The 16057-nt window shown below is 63.1% G+C and carries 16 protein-coding genes and 1 tRNA gene; 11 read left to right on the top strand and 6 right to left on the bottom strand.

All coding sequences use genetic code 11. The features are described 5' to 3' along the window. Positions 1–33 precede the first annotated feature (33 nt). The gene (locus LZK81_RS05380) at positions 34–312 is read right to left on the bottom strand and encodes a hypothetical protein (RefSeq protein WP_233955419.1); all 279 of its coding nucleotides are present in this window, start codon (positions 310–312) and stop codon (positions 34–36) included. 109 nt (positions 313–421) lie between these two features. On the opposite strand from LZK81_RS05380, the gene LZK81_RS05385 reads away from it, so the two are divergent. Next, the gene (locus LZK81_RS05385) at positions 422–1315 is read left to right on the top strand and encodes a DUF1499 domain-containing protein (protein WP_233955420.1); all 894 of its coding nucleotides are present in this window, start codon (positions 422–424) and stop codon (positions 1313–1315) included. Here LZK81_RS05385 and LZK81_RS05390 read toward each other — a convergent pair. Next, positions 1312–2223 (bottom strand): MBL fold metallo-hydrolase, encoded by a 912-nt coding sequence (locus LZK81_RS05390; protein WP_233955421.1) that lies wholly within the window; start codon positions 2221–2223, stop codon positions 1312–1314. The two genes, LZK81_RS05385 and LZK81_RS05390, sit on opposite strands and share 4 nt — an antisense overlap. A 221-nt stretch (positions 2224–2444) precedes the next feature. Next, positions 2445–2801 (bottom strand): hypothetical protein, encoded by a 357-nt coding sequence (locus LZK81_RS05395; RefSeq protein ID WP_233955422.1) that lies wholly within the window; start codon positions 2799–2801, stop codon positions 2445–2447. A gap of 259 nt (positions 2802–3060) precedes the next feature. Here LZK81_RS05395 and LZK81_RS05400 point away from each other — a divergent pair. Further along, a tRNA-Pro gene (locus LZK81_RS05400) sits at positions 3061–3137 on the top strand. Positions 3138–3415: 278 nt separating this feature from the next. After that, on the top strand, positions 3416–4441 hold the full coding sequence (locus LZK81_RS05405) for a LacI family DNA-binding transcriptional regulator (protein WP_233955424.1): 1026 nt from the start codon (positions 3416–3418) through the stop codon (positions 4439–4441). A gap of 81 nt (positions 4442–4522) precedes the next feature. Here the strand turns inward: LZK81_RS05405 and cysN are convergent, their stop codons facing one another. From cysN to LZK81_RS05420, 3 genes are read right to left on the bottom strand one after another with little or no spacing between them, the layout of a single operon-like run. Next, positions 4523–6022, bottom strand: coding sequence for a sulfate adenylyltransferase subunit CysN (cysN, locus tag LZK81_RS05410; protein ID WP_233955425.1), 1500 nt, complete (start codon positions 6020–6022; stop codon positions 4523–4525). A gap of 1 nt (position 6023) precedes the next feature. Beyond that, positions 6024–6977 carry a sulfate adenylyltransferase subunit CysD gene (gene cysD, locus LZK81_RS05415; protein ID WP_038540771.1) on the bottom strand — a complete coding sequence of 318 codons (954 nt, stop codon included), beginning with the start codon at positions 6975–6977 and terminating at the stop codon, positions 6024–6026. A 42-nt stretch (positions 6978–7019) separates the two neighbouring features. Next, positions 7020–7790 carry a phosphoadenylyl-sulfate reductase gene (locus LZK81_RS05420; RefSeq protein ID WP_046610796.1) on the bottom strand — a complete coding sequence of 257 codons (771 nt, stop codon included), beginning with the start codon at positions 7788–7790 and terminating at the stop codon, positions 7020–7022. 360 nt (positions 7791–8150) lie between these two features. Between LZK81_RS05420 and LZK81_RS05425 the strand changes: the two genes are divergently transcribed. The 8 genes from LZK81_RS05425 (at position 8151) to LZK81_RS05460 (ending at position 16010) form a co-directional block, all read left to right on the top strand. Continuing rightward, positions 8151–8606, top strand: coding sequence for an RrF2 family transcriptional regulator (locus LZK81_RS05425; protein WP_046607259.1), 456 nt, complete (start codon positions 8151–8153; stop codon positions 8604–8606). 37 nt (positions 8607–8643) lie between these two features. Next, entirely contained in the window at positions 8644–8865 is a 222-nt protein-coding gene (locus LZK81_RS05430) for a type II toxin-antitoxin system ParD family antitoxin (protein ID WP_418936472.1), read from the top strand. Positions 8866–9245: 380 nt separating this feature from the next. Further along, positions 9246–10304, top strand: a complete 1059-nt coding sequence (locus tag LZK81_RS05435; protein WP_326491503.1) for a sulfate ABC transporter substrate-binding protein — start codon at positions 9246–9248, stop codon at positions 10302–10304. A gap of 13 nt (positions 10305–10317) precedes the next feature. Then, entirely contained in the window at positions 10318–11175 is an 858-nt protein-coding gene (gene cysT, locus LZK81_RS05440; protein WP_046607131.1) for a sulfate ABC transporter permease subunit CysT, read from the top strand. Then, positions 11168–12046 carry a sulfate ABC transporter permease subunit CysW gene (gene cysW, locus LZK81_RS05445; RefSeq protein ID WP_046610794.1) on the top strand — a complete coding sequence of 293 codons (879 nt, stop codon included), beginning with the start codon at positions 11168–11170 and terminating at the stop codon, positions 12044–12046. The genes cysT and cysW overlap by 8 nt, the downstream gene beginning before the upstream one ends. A 15-nt stretch (positions 12047–12061) precedes the next feature. Continuing rightward, positions 12062–13099, top strand: coding sequence for a sulfate/molybdate ABC transporter ATP-binding protein (locus LZK81_RS05450; RefSeq protein WP_233955427.1), 1038 nt, complete (start codon positions 12062–12064; stop codon positions 13097–13099). A 233-nt stretch (positions 13100–13332) separates the two neighbouring features. After that, positions 13333–14652: a phosphatidylglycerol lysyltransferase domain-containing protein gene (locus tag LZK81_RS05455; protein WP_233955428.1), complete on the top strand. Its 1320-nt coding sequence runs from the start codon at positions 13333–13335 to the stop codon at positions 14650–14652. Next, on the top strand, positions 14649–16010 hold the full coding sequence (locus LZK81_RS05460) for an AcvB/VirJ family lysyl-phosphatidylglycerol hydrolase (RefSeq protein ID WP_233955429.1): 1362 nt from the start codon (positions 14649–14651) through the stop codon (positions 16008–16010). The genes LZK81_RS05455 and LZK81_RS05460 overlap by 4 nt, the downstream gene beginning before the upstream one ends. Positions 16011–16057: the final 47 nt, after the last annotated feature.

A 16057-nucleotide genomic window follows, 5' to 3' on the forward strand; every position in this document is an offset into this window, starting at 1 on the left:
ACGCCGTTCTAGGGCGCCGCCCTTATGCCCCGGTCAGCGCCGCTCGACGATCACCCGGCGCTCGATCACCATCGGCCGCCACATCATCGCATCGGCGCGGGATTGCATCGAACGGCCTTCGGCGCGGCGGTCGAGTTCGATGTCGAGCATGCAGCGCGCCATCGCATCCGTGCCGCGCCTGAAGCCGTAGCTGGCGCAGGTGGTTTCGTCCGCCGCGCGGCGTTCCTCCGGCGTCATGGTCTGGCAGCCGGCCAGCAGGGCGCCCAGCAGGGCGCAAAGCGAGGTGACGAGGAGAAGGCTGTGAGGGCGCATGGCATGAACTCCTTTTCATTCGGCCGGGCTGCAACCTTGGGATTCCATTCCGGGCGAAGCTGTTTTACACAGGAGCAAGCGCTTTTGCCATGGAGCCTTTGCCGATCCCATGCCCGTCCGTTTTGTCCGGCCCGTTTCCCATTCGGCCTATACGGCCCGCAGGCTGGCCTTGTCGGCGCTGGCGTTGTTCGTGATTGCCGCGCTGGCCCATCGTTTCGGCCCCCTGACGACCCCCGATTTCCTGGCGCTGCTGTTTCTCTCGGCGGCGATTGCCACTGTTTCGGTGCCGCTGTCGCTGATCGGCCTGATGCGGCTCTGGCAGGTCGGCGCGAGCGGCGGCGTCGCGGCGACGAAAGGACTGATCTATGCGGCGGTTCCGCTCGCCGTGGTGGCGACCGGCGCCTTCTATTATTTCACCCTGCCGCCGCTCTTTGATATTTCCACCGATATTGCCGACCCGCCGCCGTGGGTTGCCGAGCCGAAGGCCAGCCAGAAATGGCTGCCGCGCTCGACGATCATTACGCCTGCCGATCGGCGGGTGCAGTTCGCCGCCTATCCCGGCCTTACCGGCAGACGTTACGAGGGCGCCCTCGACCGGGTCTATCAGGGCGTGCAGAAGGCGGTGCTTTCCGCCCGGATCGCGATCACGAAGAAGGAAGGCGTCGAGCTGATCGCGCCGGATATCGCCCAGCGCCCCGCGCCGCAGGACGAACAGGCGCCGGTGCCGGACGTGGCGCCGATCCCGCTGCCACGCCCGGAACCCTCGCTCGCGCCGGTTTTCGTCAATGTCGGCGATGTCCTGCTGCAGGGCGAGACCCGCACCCTGATCCTTGGCCTGCGTTTCGACCTCGTCATCCGGCTGCGGGAAGACGCCGAGACGACCTCCGTCGATATCCGCGTCGCCTCGCGTTACGGGCCGCATGACCTCGGAATGAGCGAAGCCATCGCCGAGGATTTCCTCGACCGGCTCGATACCGAACTTCTGGGGATTGCCGGCAACTAAGCCGGACGGTAGACGCCTGCAAGCGACGGGGGGCCTTCGGTCAGCACGCGGCCTTTCTCGACCAGGTCTTCCAGATGCGCGAGCACGGAAAGGGCAGCTGCCCCATGCAGGCGCGGATCGGTGCTGGCATAGATCACCTTGACCATGTCGGGGATCAGCCGGTCGCCGGCCTTGATGCGCTCCAGCACGGCGCGTTCGCGCATGCGGCGATGGGTGCGAAGCCCCCGCAGGAACGAGCCCGGCTCCTTCACCGGCCCGCCATGCCCCGGAAAGAAGATCCGGTCCTCGCGCGGCAGCAGCTTTTCGATCGAAGCCATGAAATCCGCCATCGACCCATCCGGCGGCGCGACGATTGTCGTCGCCCAGGCCATCACGTGATCGGCGGAAAACAGCACGCCGGTTCCTTCCAGCCCGAAGGCGGAATGGTTGGCCGTGTGACCGGGCGTATGCACGGCCGTCAGCGCCCAGCCGTCCCCCTCGATCAACTGCCCATCGCTAACCGCGATGTCGGGCACGAAACCGGTGTCGGCGCTTTCCGCGAATGGATTGACCTCGCCCGCATGCAGCGGCCGCGAGGCCCGGTGCGGTCCTTCGGCGACGGTAATCGCCCCGGTTTCTTCGCGCAGCCGGCGGGCGAGCGGGGAATGGTCGCGGTGCGTGTGGCTGACGAAGATATGGGTGACCTCGCGGCCCCTCAGTGCCGCCATCAGCGCCTCGAAATGCGCCTCGTTCTCCGGGCCGGGATCGATGACCGCGACCGAGGAGCCGCCGACGATGTAGGTATTGGTGCCGTGAAAGGTGAACGGCGAGGGATTGTTGACGGTCAGCCGCTGCACGCCTTCGGCAACGGTGACCGGCACGCCGTAGGAAGGGGTGAATTCCATGTCGAAGGTAATGTCTTCCGCCATGCCGGGCCTCCGCGCCTGATGCGATCTCGATGGCGGCCCTCGCGGCATTGCCGTTCTGCGCCGGGCCTCTGATCGAGTCGGTTAAGCTGTTCAAGGCGCTCGTGAGAGATCTAGCATCGCTTTCGCTGCGGTGCATTCAGAAATTGCCGCCGGCCCTCACCCTGTCGGGCGGCGGCCGGCGGCTTTCATGACTTATGTCATCCGCTTGCGCGGGCGACGCCTCAGCTGGCGGCAAGCAGTTCCGTGCAATAGCTCGGGCCGTTGGCGCCCGGACGATCGGAGACGATGGTGATGTCGCGGATCACGTAGCTGGAGGAGACGGTGATCTTCGCCGTGCAGCTGACGCTGGCGGTGCGGCCGTCCTGCTGCTTGATACGCTTGTAGCCGCCGCGCCAGTTGTAGATGGTCGTCGAGCCGTCGTCGGTGTCGCTGATCGGCGGGCTGAATTTCGCGAAGAACTCGCCGGCCGAGTGACCCACCCAGCGGCTCTCGATCGGATTGCTGGCAACGCTGACGGTGGTGCAGGCCGAAAGGGCGAGCGCGAAAAGGGCAGTCGATGCGATGACGCGGCGGCTCATGATCCTGAAAAATCCTTCATGTCTTCTGTTGTACCTGGGAGGCAGGGCTTTCGAGACTGCACGTAACAGATTTTTGTCGGGCTTCGCGAGGCGATGAGAGCCCATCGACATCAAATTTCTCCTGCGCCGCTTTTTTGCAACGCCTTGGTTTCCCGGCTTTCCGGCGGGAGGGCGCCGGCCACCGCGCCGCTGTCGCATATTTTTCATGAGCGGCGCTTGTACAATGAAAAATGCTGGTCTATAGAGGCGCCGCTGGTCACGGAGTGTAGCGCAGTCTGGTAGCGCACCACGTTCGGGACGTGGGGGTCGAGTGTTCGAATCACTCCACTCCGACCAGCTGATCCTTGGTTTCCCAAGAGATTTCGCTTTCCCGACAAAGTTTTTCCCGCAAAAAACCTTAGTCCCCAAGGCTCCCCGTATGGCGGATCATGGAGTCCGCCACTGGATCGGTCTTATCCACAACCCACACTTTGACGGGACGAAATTATACTAGGTCTGGATATGCCGTTGCGGCATCATGGCAGCGGGAACGTGTAACTTGTGGAAGACCTTCCGGCTCAGGAACCGCTTCGGGCGGCCGCCTGCACCTGGCAGGGGAGAGGGCCGCAGAACGCATGCCGCCTAGACGCGCCAGATCGGAACGGGTGACCCTGCTCGACGTTGCAAACGTTCTCGGGATCAGCTCGATCACCGTGTCCCGCGCCCTGCGAGAACCGGAAAAGGTGTCCGAGCCGCTTCGGCAGAAGATTCTCCGCCAGGTGGAGCAGATGGGTTATGTGCCCGATCTCGCTGCCCGGGCGCTCGCAAGCCGTCATAACGGTATTATCGGGGTTCTGGCGCCGGCGCTGACCAATCATGCCTATCTCGGCATCATGAGCGGCATCGAGGAACGGGTGCGCGATACGGATTTCCGCATCCAATATGCCAATACCAACCACGATCCGGACCAGGAATACCGTCAGGTCAAGCTTTTCCTGTCACAGCATCCGGCCGGCATCCTGCTGACGGGATTGCAGGACCAGCGCGTCAGCGATCTGCTTGAGCGCGCGCCGTGCCCGGTGGTTCAGATCGTCGATCTCAACCTGCTGCCCTCGGGTATCGCGGTCGGCATCAATCACCGCGAGGCGGCGGAGACTGCGACGCGCCATCTGCTCGCCTGCGGATATCGCCGCATCGGCCTGATCGGCGGCAGCCGCGATCTTCGCGCGCAGCGGCGTCATGATGGCTATGCGCTGGCGATGCAGGAGGCGGGGCTCTACGATCCGGGCCTCGTCATGACCGAGCACAAGCAAACGAGCATGCAGCTCGGCTGCGACCTCTTCAAGCGGCTGCTGGAAACGGCACCCGATATCGACGCGGTATTCTGCCAGAACGACGATCTTGCGCTCGGCGCGCTGTTCGAGGCGCAACGGGCGGGCCTGCGCGTGCCGGATGATTTGGGGATCTGCGGTTATAACGACCTGGATTTCGCGCTCTGCGCCGAACCGAGGCTGACCACCATCCGCGTGCCGCGTTTCCAAATGGGCTATCAGGCCGCGGATCTCATCGTTCGGGCCATCAACGACGAATGCCTGCCGAGCCGCGTCATCCAGCTGCCGTTCAACCTCATCCAGCGCGGTTCGACGCGGCCGCTCGCCTGATCGTGGACTTGCCGATGGTGGACTTGGCGACAAAAAAAGGGGCTTTCCGGCCCCTTTTCCATTTCCCGTCGCTCGAAACGATCAGATATCGCCGCCGGCATTGGAGAACAGTTCTGCCGCCTGCTTGGCCGTCATCCGCTTGACCTCGGTCTCGTCGCGGCGGTTGGCGAAGAGTTCGCTCGCCATCAGCTGCTCGGCGAGATCGGCTGGCAGCGACAGCACGACGCGTTGGCCGCCTGGGGCATCAGCGCGGTGGATGCCGCCGATTTCGGCGCGCTTGGCGGTGATCATGCCGCCCGCGACCGTGTTCAGCGTATCCGGATCGATCAGGATGAAGGCGCCGGTGGAGCGGTTCTGCTCGTAAGCGTCAAAAACCGCCAGTTCCTCGAAGGAAAGGCGCACCTTGCCGATCGCATTCATGGCGAGCGTCGAGGCATGCGGCTGCCACTTGCCGGTCGCAAGTTCGAGCTGGCTGATCGGTTCGACGGCGACGCGTTGGCGGCGCGAACCGCTCTTCAGCCAGTAGCGTTTGCCGGGCTCGATGCCGCCCGGCTGCAGCGAGACGAGCTGGGCGTCGAAATGGTGGCCGGTCATCGGCTGGCCGTCGAGCGAGACGATCACGTCGCCGCGCGCCACGTCAACCTGCCGGTCGAGAACCAGCGTGATGGCATCGCCTGCGACCGCCGCGTTGCGCACCAGGTCGAAGGTGACGATCCGGCTGACATTGGCGACCGTGCCGGAAGGCAGGATGACGACCGAGTCGCCGGGCTTCACCGAGCCGCCCGCGACAGTCCCCTGATATCCGCGAAAACTCTCGCCAGGACGGACGACGCGCTGCACCGGCAGGCGGAAACCGCCGGCCTGGGTGGAGCGCACGGTCGCCAGCTCCAGCGTCTCGACCAGGGTCGGACCGTCATACCAGGGCATCGAAGCGTCGGCCGGATAAACGACGTTTTCGCCCTTGAGCGCCGACATCGGGATGGCGGTGATCTGGCGCACGCCGAGCGACAGGGCGAATTCCCGGAATTCGTGGGAGATCCTGTCGAAGACGGCCTTGTCGTAGTGGACGAGGTCGATCTTGTTGACGGCGAGCACGAACTGGCGGATGCCCATCAGGGCGGCGATCGTCGCGTGCCGGCGGGTCTGTTCGAGCAGGCCGGCGCGTGCGTCGGCAAGCAGGATGGCGAGATCGGCGGTCGAGGCGCCGGTCGCCATGTTGCGGGTATATTGCTCATGGCCGGGCGTATCGGCGACGATGAACGAGCGCCGGTCGGTCGAGAAATAGCGATAGGCGACGTCGATGGTGATGCCCTGTTCGCGCTCGGCCTGCAGGCCGTCGAGCAGCAGGGCGAAATCCGGCAGGCCAAGGTCGTTCTGGCCACCCGAATCGCGTGCAAGCGTCGCGGCCTGGTCTTCCTTGACCGCCTTGGTGTCCCAGAGCAGCCGGCCGATCAGCGTCGACTTGCCGTCGTCGACCGAGCCGCAGGTGATGAGGCGCAGCGGGCGCGTGTCGCGCACGGTCTTCAGGGGTTCTGCGAATGGCAGGATGGTCGCCGAGGCGGTTTGGGCTGGAGCGGTCATCTCAGAAATATCCTTCGCGCTTCTTCTTTTCCATCGAGCCGGACTGGTCGCGGTCGATCGCGCGGCCCTGGCGTTCGGAAACGGTGGCGATTTCGAGCTCGGCGATCACCTCTTCGAGGTTGGAGGCGGTCGAGCGGATGGCCCCGGTCAGCGGAAAGCAGCCGAGCGTGCGGAAACGGATCATGCCCTGCTGCACGGTTTCGCCGGGCAGCAGTTCAAGCCGCGGATCCTCGGCAAGGATCATCATCCCGTCGCGCTCCACATAGGGGCGTTCGGCGGCGTAGTAGAGCGGCACGAGCGGGATGTCTTCCGCCTGGATGTAGCGCCAGATGTCGACCTCGGTCCAGTTGGAGAGCGGGAAGGCGCGCACGCTTTCCCCTTTCCGGACCATGCCGTTATAGACGTTCCACAGTTCCGGGCGCTGGTTGCGCGGGTCCCATTTGTGGTCCGGGGTGCGGAACGAATAGATGCGTTCCTTGGCGCGGGAGGCCTCCTCGTCGCGCCGGGCCCCGCCGAAGGCCGCGTCGTAGCCGCCGGCATCGAGCGCCTGGCGCAGTGCTTCGGTCTTCATGATGTCGGTGTAGAGCGCCGAACCGTGGCTGAACGGCGTGATGCCTTCCTCGGCGCCGCGCGGATTGGTGTGGACCACGAGGTCGAGATCGTATTTTTCGGCGATCTGGTCGCGGAACTCGATCATCTCCTTGAACTTCCACGTCGTATCCACGTGCAGCAGCGGGAAGGGGACGCGGCCGGGATAAAAGGCCTTGCGGGCGAGATGCAGCAGGACGGACGAGTCCTTGCCGATCGAATAGAGCATGACAGGTTTTTCGAATTCCGCCGCCACTTCGCGAAAGATGTGGATCGCTTCGTTTTCGAGGGCCTTCAGATGCGGATCGAGCGGCGGTCTGGAAACGGGCGGGTTCTTCACTTCCGTTTCCTGTACTGACAAGGGCATTTCGGTCTCCGGGTAGTCTCTAGAAACAAACAAGAAAGGGCTTCAGTTCGCTTGGGGGCCAAGCTCTGCGATCGGTTGAGCGGCGTTTTCCGGCACATGCAGGCCGCATTCGCGCTTCTCGTCGTTTTCCCACCACCAGCGGCCGGCGCGCTCGGGCTCGCCGGGCTTGATGGCGCGGGTACAGGGCTCGCAGCCGATCGACGGATAACCGCGCTTGTGCAGCGGATTGACCGGGATCGCTTCCGAAGCCACATGGGCGTTGATCGTGTCGATGTCCCAGTCCGCCAGCGGGTTGATCTTGATCAGGTTGCGTTCGGCGTCGTATTCGGCGAACGGCGTCGTGGCGCGATTGCCGGACTGGCCGCGGCGAAGGCCGGTGACCCACACGTCGGCGCCGGCCAAAGCCTTGGCAAGAGGCTTCAGCTTGCGCACATGACAGCAGGCGTGGCGGGCTTCGACGCTGTCGTAGAAGCCGTTGAGGCCGTATTTCGCCGCGTATTCGTCGACGTCGTCCTGCTCAGGGCGAAAACGCCGGATCTCGATGCCGTAGCGCTCCTCGGTCTCGCCGATCAGGTCGACGGTTTCCTTGAACAGCCGCCCCGTTTCGAGCGTCGAGACCTCGACCGGCAGGCGGTGCGTGCCGATCGCCGCTGATATCACCTGGTCCTCGATGCCGAGCGAGGTGGTGAACACGGCATGGCCGAGTTCGGCGGCAAGCGCCAGACGGCCGGCAAGATCAAGGCTTTCAAGCTTGGCGTCGAGGGTGGCAGCCAGTTCCAGGCGGTCCCGGCCGGCGGCATCGTGCAGTGTCATGGGTCTTCTTCCGTGAGCGATTGCTTGATTATCCAGATTCAGCGCGCTCAAGGACAGGAAAACCTGTTTCTTCCCATGGTGATGCGGAGCAAATATCTCTCCAAAGCAGCGCTCACACAGAAAACCTGCCGCCTTAACCAAAAGTGACCGATTTTATCCCGGAAACCCCTGCATTGGTTTGTATTTTTGCGTGATTTGAGCTATTCCGGGAACATGTCTCCGGGGCGCTGTTTCCCCTGGTGGATTTGCAGCCCCTGAGCGCCCCTCTGGCGACCCTGTGGATGCCCCAAACGAAGCTGAAGTGAGCGGCGCCGTGAGGACCATTTGCCTTGCGGCGGCGCTATTGTCGATGGTTGCGTGATGATATCCCAGAAAGCGAAATATGCCCTTCGGGCCTTGGCCGCCCTTGCACAGGCCGATCCCGAAGCGCCGATGCTGATTTCCGAGATTGCCCTCCAGCAGAGCATTCCGAAGAAATTCCTGGAACAGATCCTGCTCGATCTCAAACGCTCTGGCATCGTCGTTTCCCGCCGCGGCAAGCAGGGCGGATATCTTCTCCTGAAACCCGCCGACGCCATCACCTTCGGCGAGGTCCTGCGCCTGGTCGACGGCCCGATCGCGCCGCTGCCCTGCTTGTCGCAGACCGCCTACCGCAAATGCGAGGATTGCGACGGCGAACACCTCTGCGAAATCCGCCACGTCTTCGCCCGTGTCGCCGATGCGACCCGCGACGTGCTGTTCAACACCACGATCGCCGATGCCGTCGAAGGCGCCGGGGATACCAAGGCACCGGTCAGGGAACTGCTGACGGCTTGAGGCCTGCTTCCGGCTTGGCCGTGTACCAAAATTTGGTATGTTGCTTCGAGCAGGAGGCTACATGGCGCGCAGCACCCTCATTTCGCTCAGTGATCATTTGGCGCGGATCAAGGCATTGCAGGATGCCCTGATCGCCGGCGAGCTATCCGGACCGCCGCAGCCCTTCGACAACGAAGCTTTCCTCAAGCGCATGCGTGAGCGGTGCGGCTACCCTTCTTCTCCCCAGCGGGGAGAAGTGCCGAGCAAAGCGAGGCGATGAGGGGGCCACGCCCACAAAGCTCGCCAAGTAGTCATTGGCTCCGCCCCCCTCATCCGACCCTTCGGGCCACTTTCTCCCCGCTGGGGAGAAGAGGGTGCCAGCCTCGAAGGCCAACCCTTATCCGTGGGCATCTCAGCAGACTTCCCCCAAGTCGCTCGCAAAATCCTTCTCCCGCGCCGCCAAAATCCCGATTATGGTCGGATTGTGATTTTGCAAACCACCTGTTTGCCAACGCGGGCATTCTGTCCATCTAGTGAGGGTTAATGCTTTCTTTGTCGTCGCAGACCGTCAAAGGGAAACAGTTTTGCCTTCTTCTCGCCCTCGATTGACTAAGACGACCTAACCGATAGAGTTTCGGCAGAACCACAGGAGGGAACCTCATGTTCAATTTTGCCCCGGGATTGAGCCAGCGACTGGGTGCGCGTCTGGGCGCCGTCGCCCTTGGTCTGTCCCTGACGGCCGGGATGTCGGCCGGCATCGTTGCACCGGCTTTTGCCGATAGCCAGCTTCTCAACGTCTCGTACGATCCGACCCGCGAGCTCTACAAGGATTTCAACGCCGCCTTCGCGAAATACTGGAAAACCCAGGGCGGCGAGGATGTGACGATCCGCCAGTCGCATGGCGGTTCCGGCGCGCAGGCCCGTTCCGTCATCGATGGCCTTGAGGCCGATGTCGTGACGCTGGCGCTCGAAAGCGACATCAACGCGATCGAGAAGTCCGGCAAGATCAAGGCCGGTTGGCGTGACCGTTTGCCGAACCATGCATCGCCCTACACGTCGACGATCGTCTTTCTCGTCCGCAAGGGCAATCCGAAGGGGATCAAGAACTGGGGCGACCTGGTGAAGGGCGACGTATCGATCGTCACGCCTAACCCAAAGACCTCGGGCGGCGCCCGCTGGAACTACCTTGCCGCCTGGGCCTGGGCGAACGAGGAGTACAAGGGCGATCAGGCCAAGATCAAGGCCTATGTCGGCGAGCTTTACAAGCGCGCTCCGGTCCTCGATACGGGCGCCCGCGGCTCGACGGTCACCTTCGCGCAGCGCCAGATCGGCGACGTGCTGCTTGCCTGGGAAAACGAGGCCTATCTCGCCGGCGCGGAATTCGGCAAGGATGCCTTCGAGATCGTCGTTCCGCCGATCTCGATCCTCGCCGAGCCTCCGGTCGCAGTGGTCGATGCGACCGTCGATTCCAAGGGTACCCGCAAGCAGGCTGAAGCCTACCTGCAGTATCTCTACTCCGACGAAGGCCAGAATATCGCGGCGAAGCACTTCTATCGTCCTTCGAAGCCCGATGTGGTAAAGCCGGAATTGTTGAAGGCGCTGCCGAACATCAAGCTCGTCACCATCGACGATCCTATCTTCGGCGGTTGGAAAAAGGCGCAGCCCGAACATTTCGGTGACGGCGGTGTTTTCGACCAGATCTACAAGCCCGGTAAGTAAGTCGGAATATTAAATGATCCATAACGCCACTGCCTCACCGGCAAAGTGGCGACTGAAACGGCCGAGCATCATCCCGGGTTTCGGGTTGACGCTCGGCTTTTCGCTCGCCTACCTGTCGATAATTATCCTGATCCCCGTTGCCGGCCTGCTTTGGCGTACCGCCGGGCTTGGCTGGAGCGGGTTTTTCGCTGTTCTGACCGACCGGCGCACGCTGGACGCACTTTATATATCCTTCGGCACCGCCTTTGCGGCCGCGCTGGTCAATGTCGTCTTCGGCACCGTCGTCGCCTGGGTGCTGACCCGTTACAATTTCCCCGGTCGCCGGCTGATCGATGCGATCGTCGACCTGCCGTTCGCGCTGCCGACGGCGGTCGCCGGTATTGCGCTTGCAGCGCTCTATGCGCCGAACGGCTGGGTCGGTTCGCTGTTCATGCCGTTCCGCATCGCCTTCACGCCGCTCGGCATCGTCGTCGCGCTGGTCTTCATCGGCCTTCCCTTCGTGGTACGCACCGTGCAGCCGGTCATGGAGGAACTGGACCGCGAGGTGGAGGAAGCCGCAGCCACGCTCGGCGCCAATCGCTTCCAGACGATTTCGAAGGTGATCCTGCCGGGGCTGACGCCGGCGATCCTGACCGGTTTTGCGCTCGCCTTCGCCAGAGGTGTCGGCGAATACGGCTCGGTCATCTTCATTGCCGGCAATATTCCCTACGTCTCAGAGATCGCGCCGCTCCTCATCGTCATCCGGCTGGAGGAGTTCAACTATGCGGGTGCGACGGCGATCGCCACCATCATGCTGATCATCTCCTTCGTGATGCTCTTCATCATCAACCTCATCCAGGCCTGGAACCGAAGGAGATACGGCAATGTCTGAAGACGCCCGCTCCGCACTCGGCAAACCGCCGGCCTTCCGCAGTCCCGCCGACGAGCGGCCGCTCGCAAAGATCCTGCTGATCGGGCTGGCGCTCGCCTTCCTCGCCTTCTTCCTGCTTCTGCCGCTGGTTTCCGTCTTCGTCGAAGCCTTCCGCAAGGGCGGCCAAGAATATTACGAGGCCCTGATCGAGCCGGATGCGGCCGCAGCGATCCGCCTGACGCTTCTGGTGGCGGTGATTTCGGTTCCGCTCAACCTCGTCTTCGGGCTCTGCGCCGCCTGGGCGATCGCCAAGTTCGAATTCAAGGGCAAGTCCTTCCTGATCACCCTGATCGACCTGCCGTTCTCGATCTCGCCGGTCATTTCCGGCCTTGTCTACGTGCTGCTCTTCGGTTCCAGCAGCCTGCTTGGCCCGATCCTCAAAAGCCACGGCATCACCATCCTGTTTGCGGTGCCGGGCATCGTGCTCGCCACCGTCTTCGTCACCTTTCCCTTCGTCGCGCGCGAACTGATCCCGCTGATGGAGGACCAGGGCACCGGCGACGAAGAGGCGGCCCTGTCGCTCGGCGCATCCGGCTGGCAGACCTTCTGGTATGTGACGCTGCCGAACATCAAATGGGGCCTGCTCTACGGCGTGCTCCTCTGCAACGCCCGCGCCATGGGCGAGTTCGGCGCCGTCTCGGTCGTCTCGGGCCATATCCGCGGCCTCACCAACACCATGCCGCTGCATGTGGAGATACTCTATAATGAGTATAACTTCGTCGCGGCCTTCGCGGTGGCCTCGCTGCTGGCCTTGCTGGCGCTCGTCACCCTTGCATTGAAAACCCTTCTCGAACTTCGGTTCGGTGCCGGCGCTGCCGGCGGCAGGCATTGAAAGGTCTGAGGCTAGATGGAAGTCACCATCAACAATATCCGCAAGGAATTCGATCGTTTCCCGGCGCTGAACGACGTGTCGCTGAAGATCGCATCCGGCGAGCTGATCGCGCTGCTCGGCCCCTCGGGCTCCGGCAAGACGACGCTCTTGCGCCTCATCGCCGGCCTCGATTACCCGACATCGGGCAAGATCTTCTTCGGTGACCAGGATGCCTCGCATCATTCGGTGCAGGAGCGCAATGTCGGGTTCGTCTTCCAGCATTATGCGCTGTTCCGGCATATGACGGTCGCCGAGAATATCGGCTTCGGCCTCAAGGTCCGGCCGACCGCCAGCCGCCCGCCCAAAACGGAAATCCGCCGCCGCGTCTCCGAACTCCTGGAGATGGTCCAGCTCGGCGGGCTTGAGAAGCGTTATCCGAACCAGCTGTCCGGCGGCCAGCGCCAGCGCGTCGCACTTGCCCGCGCCATGGCGATCGAGCCGCGCATCCTCCTGCTCGACGAACCGTTCGGCGCTCTCGACGCCAAGGTGCGCAAGGAACTCCGCCGCTGGCTGCGGGAATTCCACGACCGCACCGGCCACACCACCGTCTTCGTTACCCATGACCAGGAAGAGGCGCTGGAACTCGCCGACCGCGTCGTGGTCATGAGCCAGGGCAAGATCGAGCAGGTCGGCTCGGCTGACGACGTTTATGACCGGCCGGGCTCGCCCTTCGTCTTCTCCTTCATCGGCGAGTCCTCGCAGCTCCCGGTCGAGATGAAAGACGGCACCATGCTTTTCCAGGGCCAGCCGATCGGCATTGCGGAGGCGGGCGACGGGGCAGGGGAACTGTTCTTCCGGCCGGAAGACGTGACGCTTGTCGACGCGCCGGATGCGCTGTTCGGCAAGGTCACCGCCTGCCGCCGCCTCGCCGGCACCCGCATCGCCGAGATCGATATCGCCAATGAGGGTCACGCGCCGTATCACGTCGAGGTGGAGGTGCCGCTGCATGCGCCGATCGAGCTCGGCAGCGAAACACGCTTCCGTCCGACACGCTGGAAGGTTTTCCGCAAATAGCGTTTCTGCAGCCTCGAGATGACATGGGTCGCCCGTACACGCAGCGGCATATATTGTGCCGCTGAAATCGCAGTGCACGCGCCGTTATTGCGTGACGTTTTTACCTTAATCACGGAAAGTTTTCCAAAATTGATATGTGTCAATTGTTGATTGACGCAGAACAGGTAAGAACCTTATGGGCGCAAGCTCTGACGAAATGCAGGCCTAACGCTTATTTCCGCGACGGATAACCTATGGCAGACATTGCCCACCTCGAAGAACCCTCAGAGCCGGTCGCCGGCTCGCCCGCAAAGCAATCGGCACAATCGGCCATCTCTATGGGGAGGGTGCTGATTGATCGCCTGACTCCCGATACGAGCATTCTTCTGTCTTTCGGTTTCGTTCTGTTCGTGATCGCGCTTGGCGTGAGTGTTTTCCTCGAGGAAAATCTGGTGAGGCTCGGCTGGAGCCTGCTTCTGTCGAACACCAATATCCAGGCACCGACCGGCCTGGCGCTGACGCTCCTGATCGGCACGCTTGCCACCAACCGGCTGCGGCGCCCGCGGCGCTGCCGCAAGCCGCCGGCGAGCGACGAGATGAACCGCGCCATCGAAATTCTCGCCACCCAGCCGAATGCGAGCGCCGGTCTCGTCCGCCTCGGCGACAAGAAGCTGCTTTTTTCCGATTGCGGCAACGCGTTCATCATGTACGCCCAGCAGGGCCGTTCCTGGGTGGCGCTGTTCGATCCCATCGGCCCCGGCAGTGCCTGGTCCGGCCTGACGCTCAAATTCATGGAACATGCCCGCAAGTCGGGCTGCCGTGCCGTTTTCTATCAGGTCTCCCCGGATTTTCTGCCGCTCACCGTCGAATCCGGGTTGAAGCCCTACAAGCTCGGCGAACAGGCGGTGGTTGACCTGACGAAATTCGACCTCAAGGGTGGCACCCGGATCAGGCTTCGGCGCGCGGTCAACCGCGCGGTTCGCGACGGTCTTGAGTTTTCGATGATCGAGGCAGATGACGTGCCCGCAGTTTTCGATGAACTCCGGTCCGTCTCCCGTGTCTGGCTGACGGCCCAGAATGCCACGGAAAAAGGCTTTTCGCTCGGAACCTTCCAGCCTCAATACGTGGCGGCCGGCCCGGTTGGCGTCATCCGCATCGAGGGCAAGATTGTTGCATTCGCCAACGTCCTTTCGACCGGCTCCGCCGGGGACGCCTGCATCGACCTGATGCGACACCTGCCGAATGCTCATCAGGGCATGATGGTCTTGCTGTTCGTGCGGATCATGGAGCATCTGAGGGCTGCAGGTTTTCGCACCCTCAACCTCGGCATGGCGCCGCTTGCCGGCCTTTCGACCCATAGCAAGGCGCCGCTCTGGAACCACGTGTGCGAGCGCATCTTCCAGAATGGCGAGCGTTTCTACAATTTCCGCGGCGTGAGGTTGTTCAAGGACAAGTTCGATCCGGAATGGCAGCCGCGTTACATCGCCGTCTCCGGCCGTGGCCTGCCGGTCGTTTCACTGGTCGATGTTACCATGCTGATCGGCGGCGGGCTGAAGGGCATCCTTCGCAGATGAAGCTTTTGCCGGTCATTGTTGCAGGCATCACCTTCGTCGCCGCCATCGTCAATATCGTCTCCGACCCGGCCCTGAAGGCCAGGAGCTTGCCGACCGACCGGATTTCCTTTCCCGAAGCCAAGGCGACCGGAGTAGTGGTGCTGCTTTCGGGCGGCGAGGGCTGGTCGGATCGCGAGGAGCGGACGTCCGAGGCGCTGGTCAGGGACGGCGCCCTGGTGGTCGGCGTGGATATTCGCGACTATTACGCAGCGCTCGAGGAAGAGCGGGACGACTGCCTTTATCTGGTTTCCGACATCGAAGACGTGACGCGCCAGCTGCACCGTTCGGCCGATATCGCCACCTATCACCCGCCGGTCGTGGCCGGCATTGGCGACGGCGGTACGCTGGCGCTGGCCATCGCCGCCCAGACGCCGGATTCGACGATTGCCGAGACGCTTGCCATCGACCCGCAGACAGCCATCCCGCTGTCGACCATCCTCTGCACACCGGCGCCAAAGACGCCGGTCCCCGGCGGCACCGTCTACGGCCTGACGGAAGGCGATCTCCCCAATCCCGTCCGCGTCGTCTTCACTCCAGAGGCCGATGCGGCGGGCCGCATCCACACGGAAAATCTGAAAAACACCCATCCCGCGATCGAGTACCTGGAAACGGCTGGCGGCGCGGATGTGGCACTGCTGGAGAATACATCGGCCACGGTCCGGCGGCTCGCCCAGTCCGCTTCGCCGCTCAATCTGCCGATCGTGCCGATCCATGCGACGCCGAAACACAACACCATGGCGATCATCTATTCCGGCGACGGCGGCTGGCGCGATATCGACCAGCAGCTCGGCGCCTATCTGAAGGAAGAGGGGATCCCGGTCGTCGGCGTCGATGCATTGCGCTATTTCTGGAGCGAGCGAACCCCGGAACAGACCGCTGCCGACCTTTCCCATATCATCGGTTCCTACCGCAAACGCTGGAACGTCGATAACGTCCTGCTGATCGGATATTCCTTCGGTGCCAATGTCCTGCCGGCCACCTACCGGCTGCTGCCGGAGGCCGACAAGCAGGCGATCTCGCTCGTCTCGCTTCTGGCGCTGTCGCACCAGGCGGATTTCGAGATCGACGTGACCGGCTGGCTCGGTTTTACCGGCAGTGGCAAATACGGCGATCCGGTCGACGATCTTCGCGAGGTCGAGCCGTCCAAGATCCAATGCATCTACGGGCTGGAGGAAGGTGACAGCGCCTGCCCGGCAGTCCGGGAGATCCGCGGCACCCAGGTTCTCGCCCGCGAAGGCGGCCACCATTTCGACGGCGACTACCGCGCCCTCAACCGCCTGATCGTCGACAGGGCCGTGGCGCTGATGGCGACCAACTGACCGTCGATAGCGGGCTGACGTTCAAGAAACGGTGAAACCTCTGGTCA

It is taken from the genome of Neorhizobium galegae, from assembly GCF_021391675.1.
GTDB classification, from domain to species: Bacteria; Pseudomonadota; Alphaproteobacteria; order Rhizobiales; family Rhizobiaceae; genus Neorhizobium; species Neorhizobium galegae_B.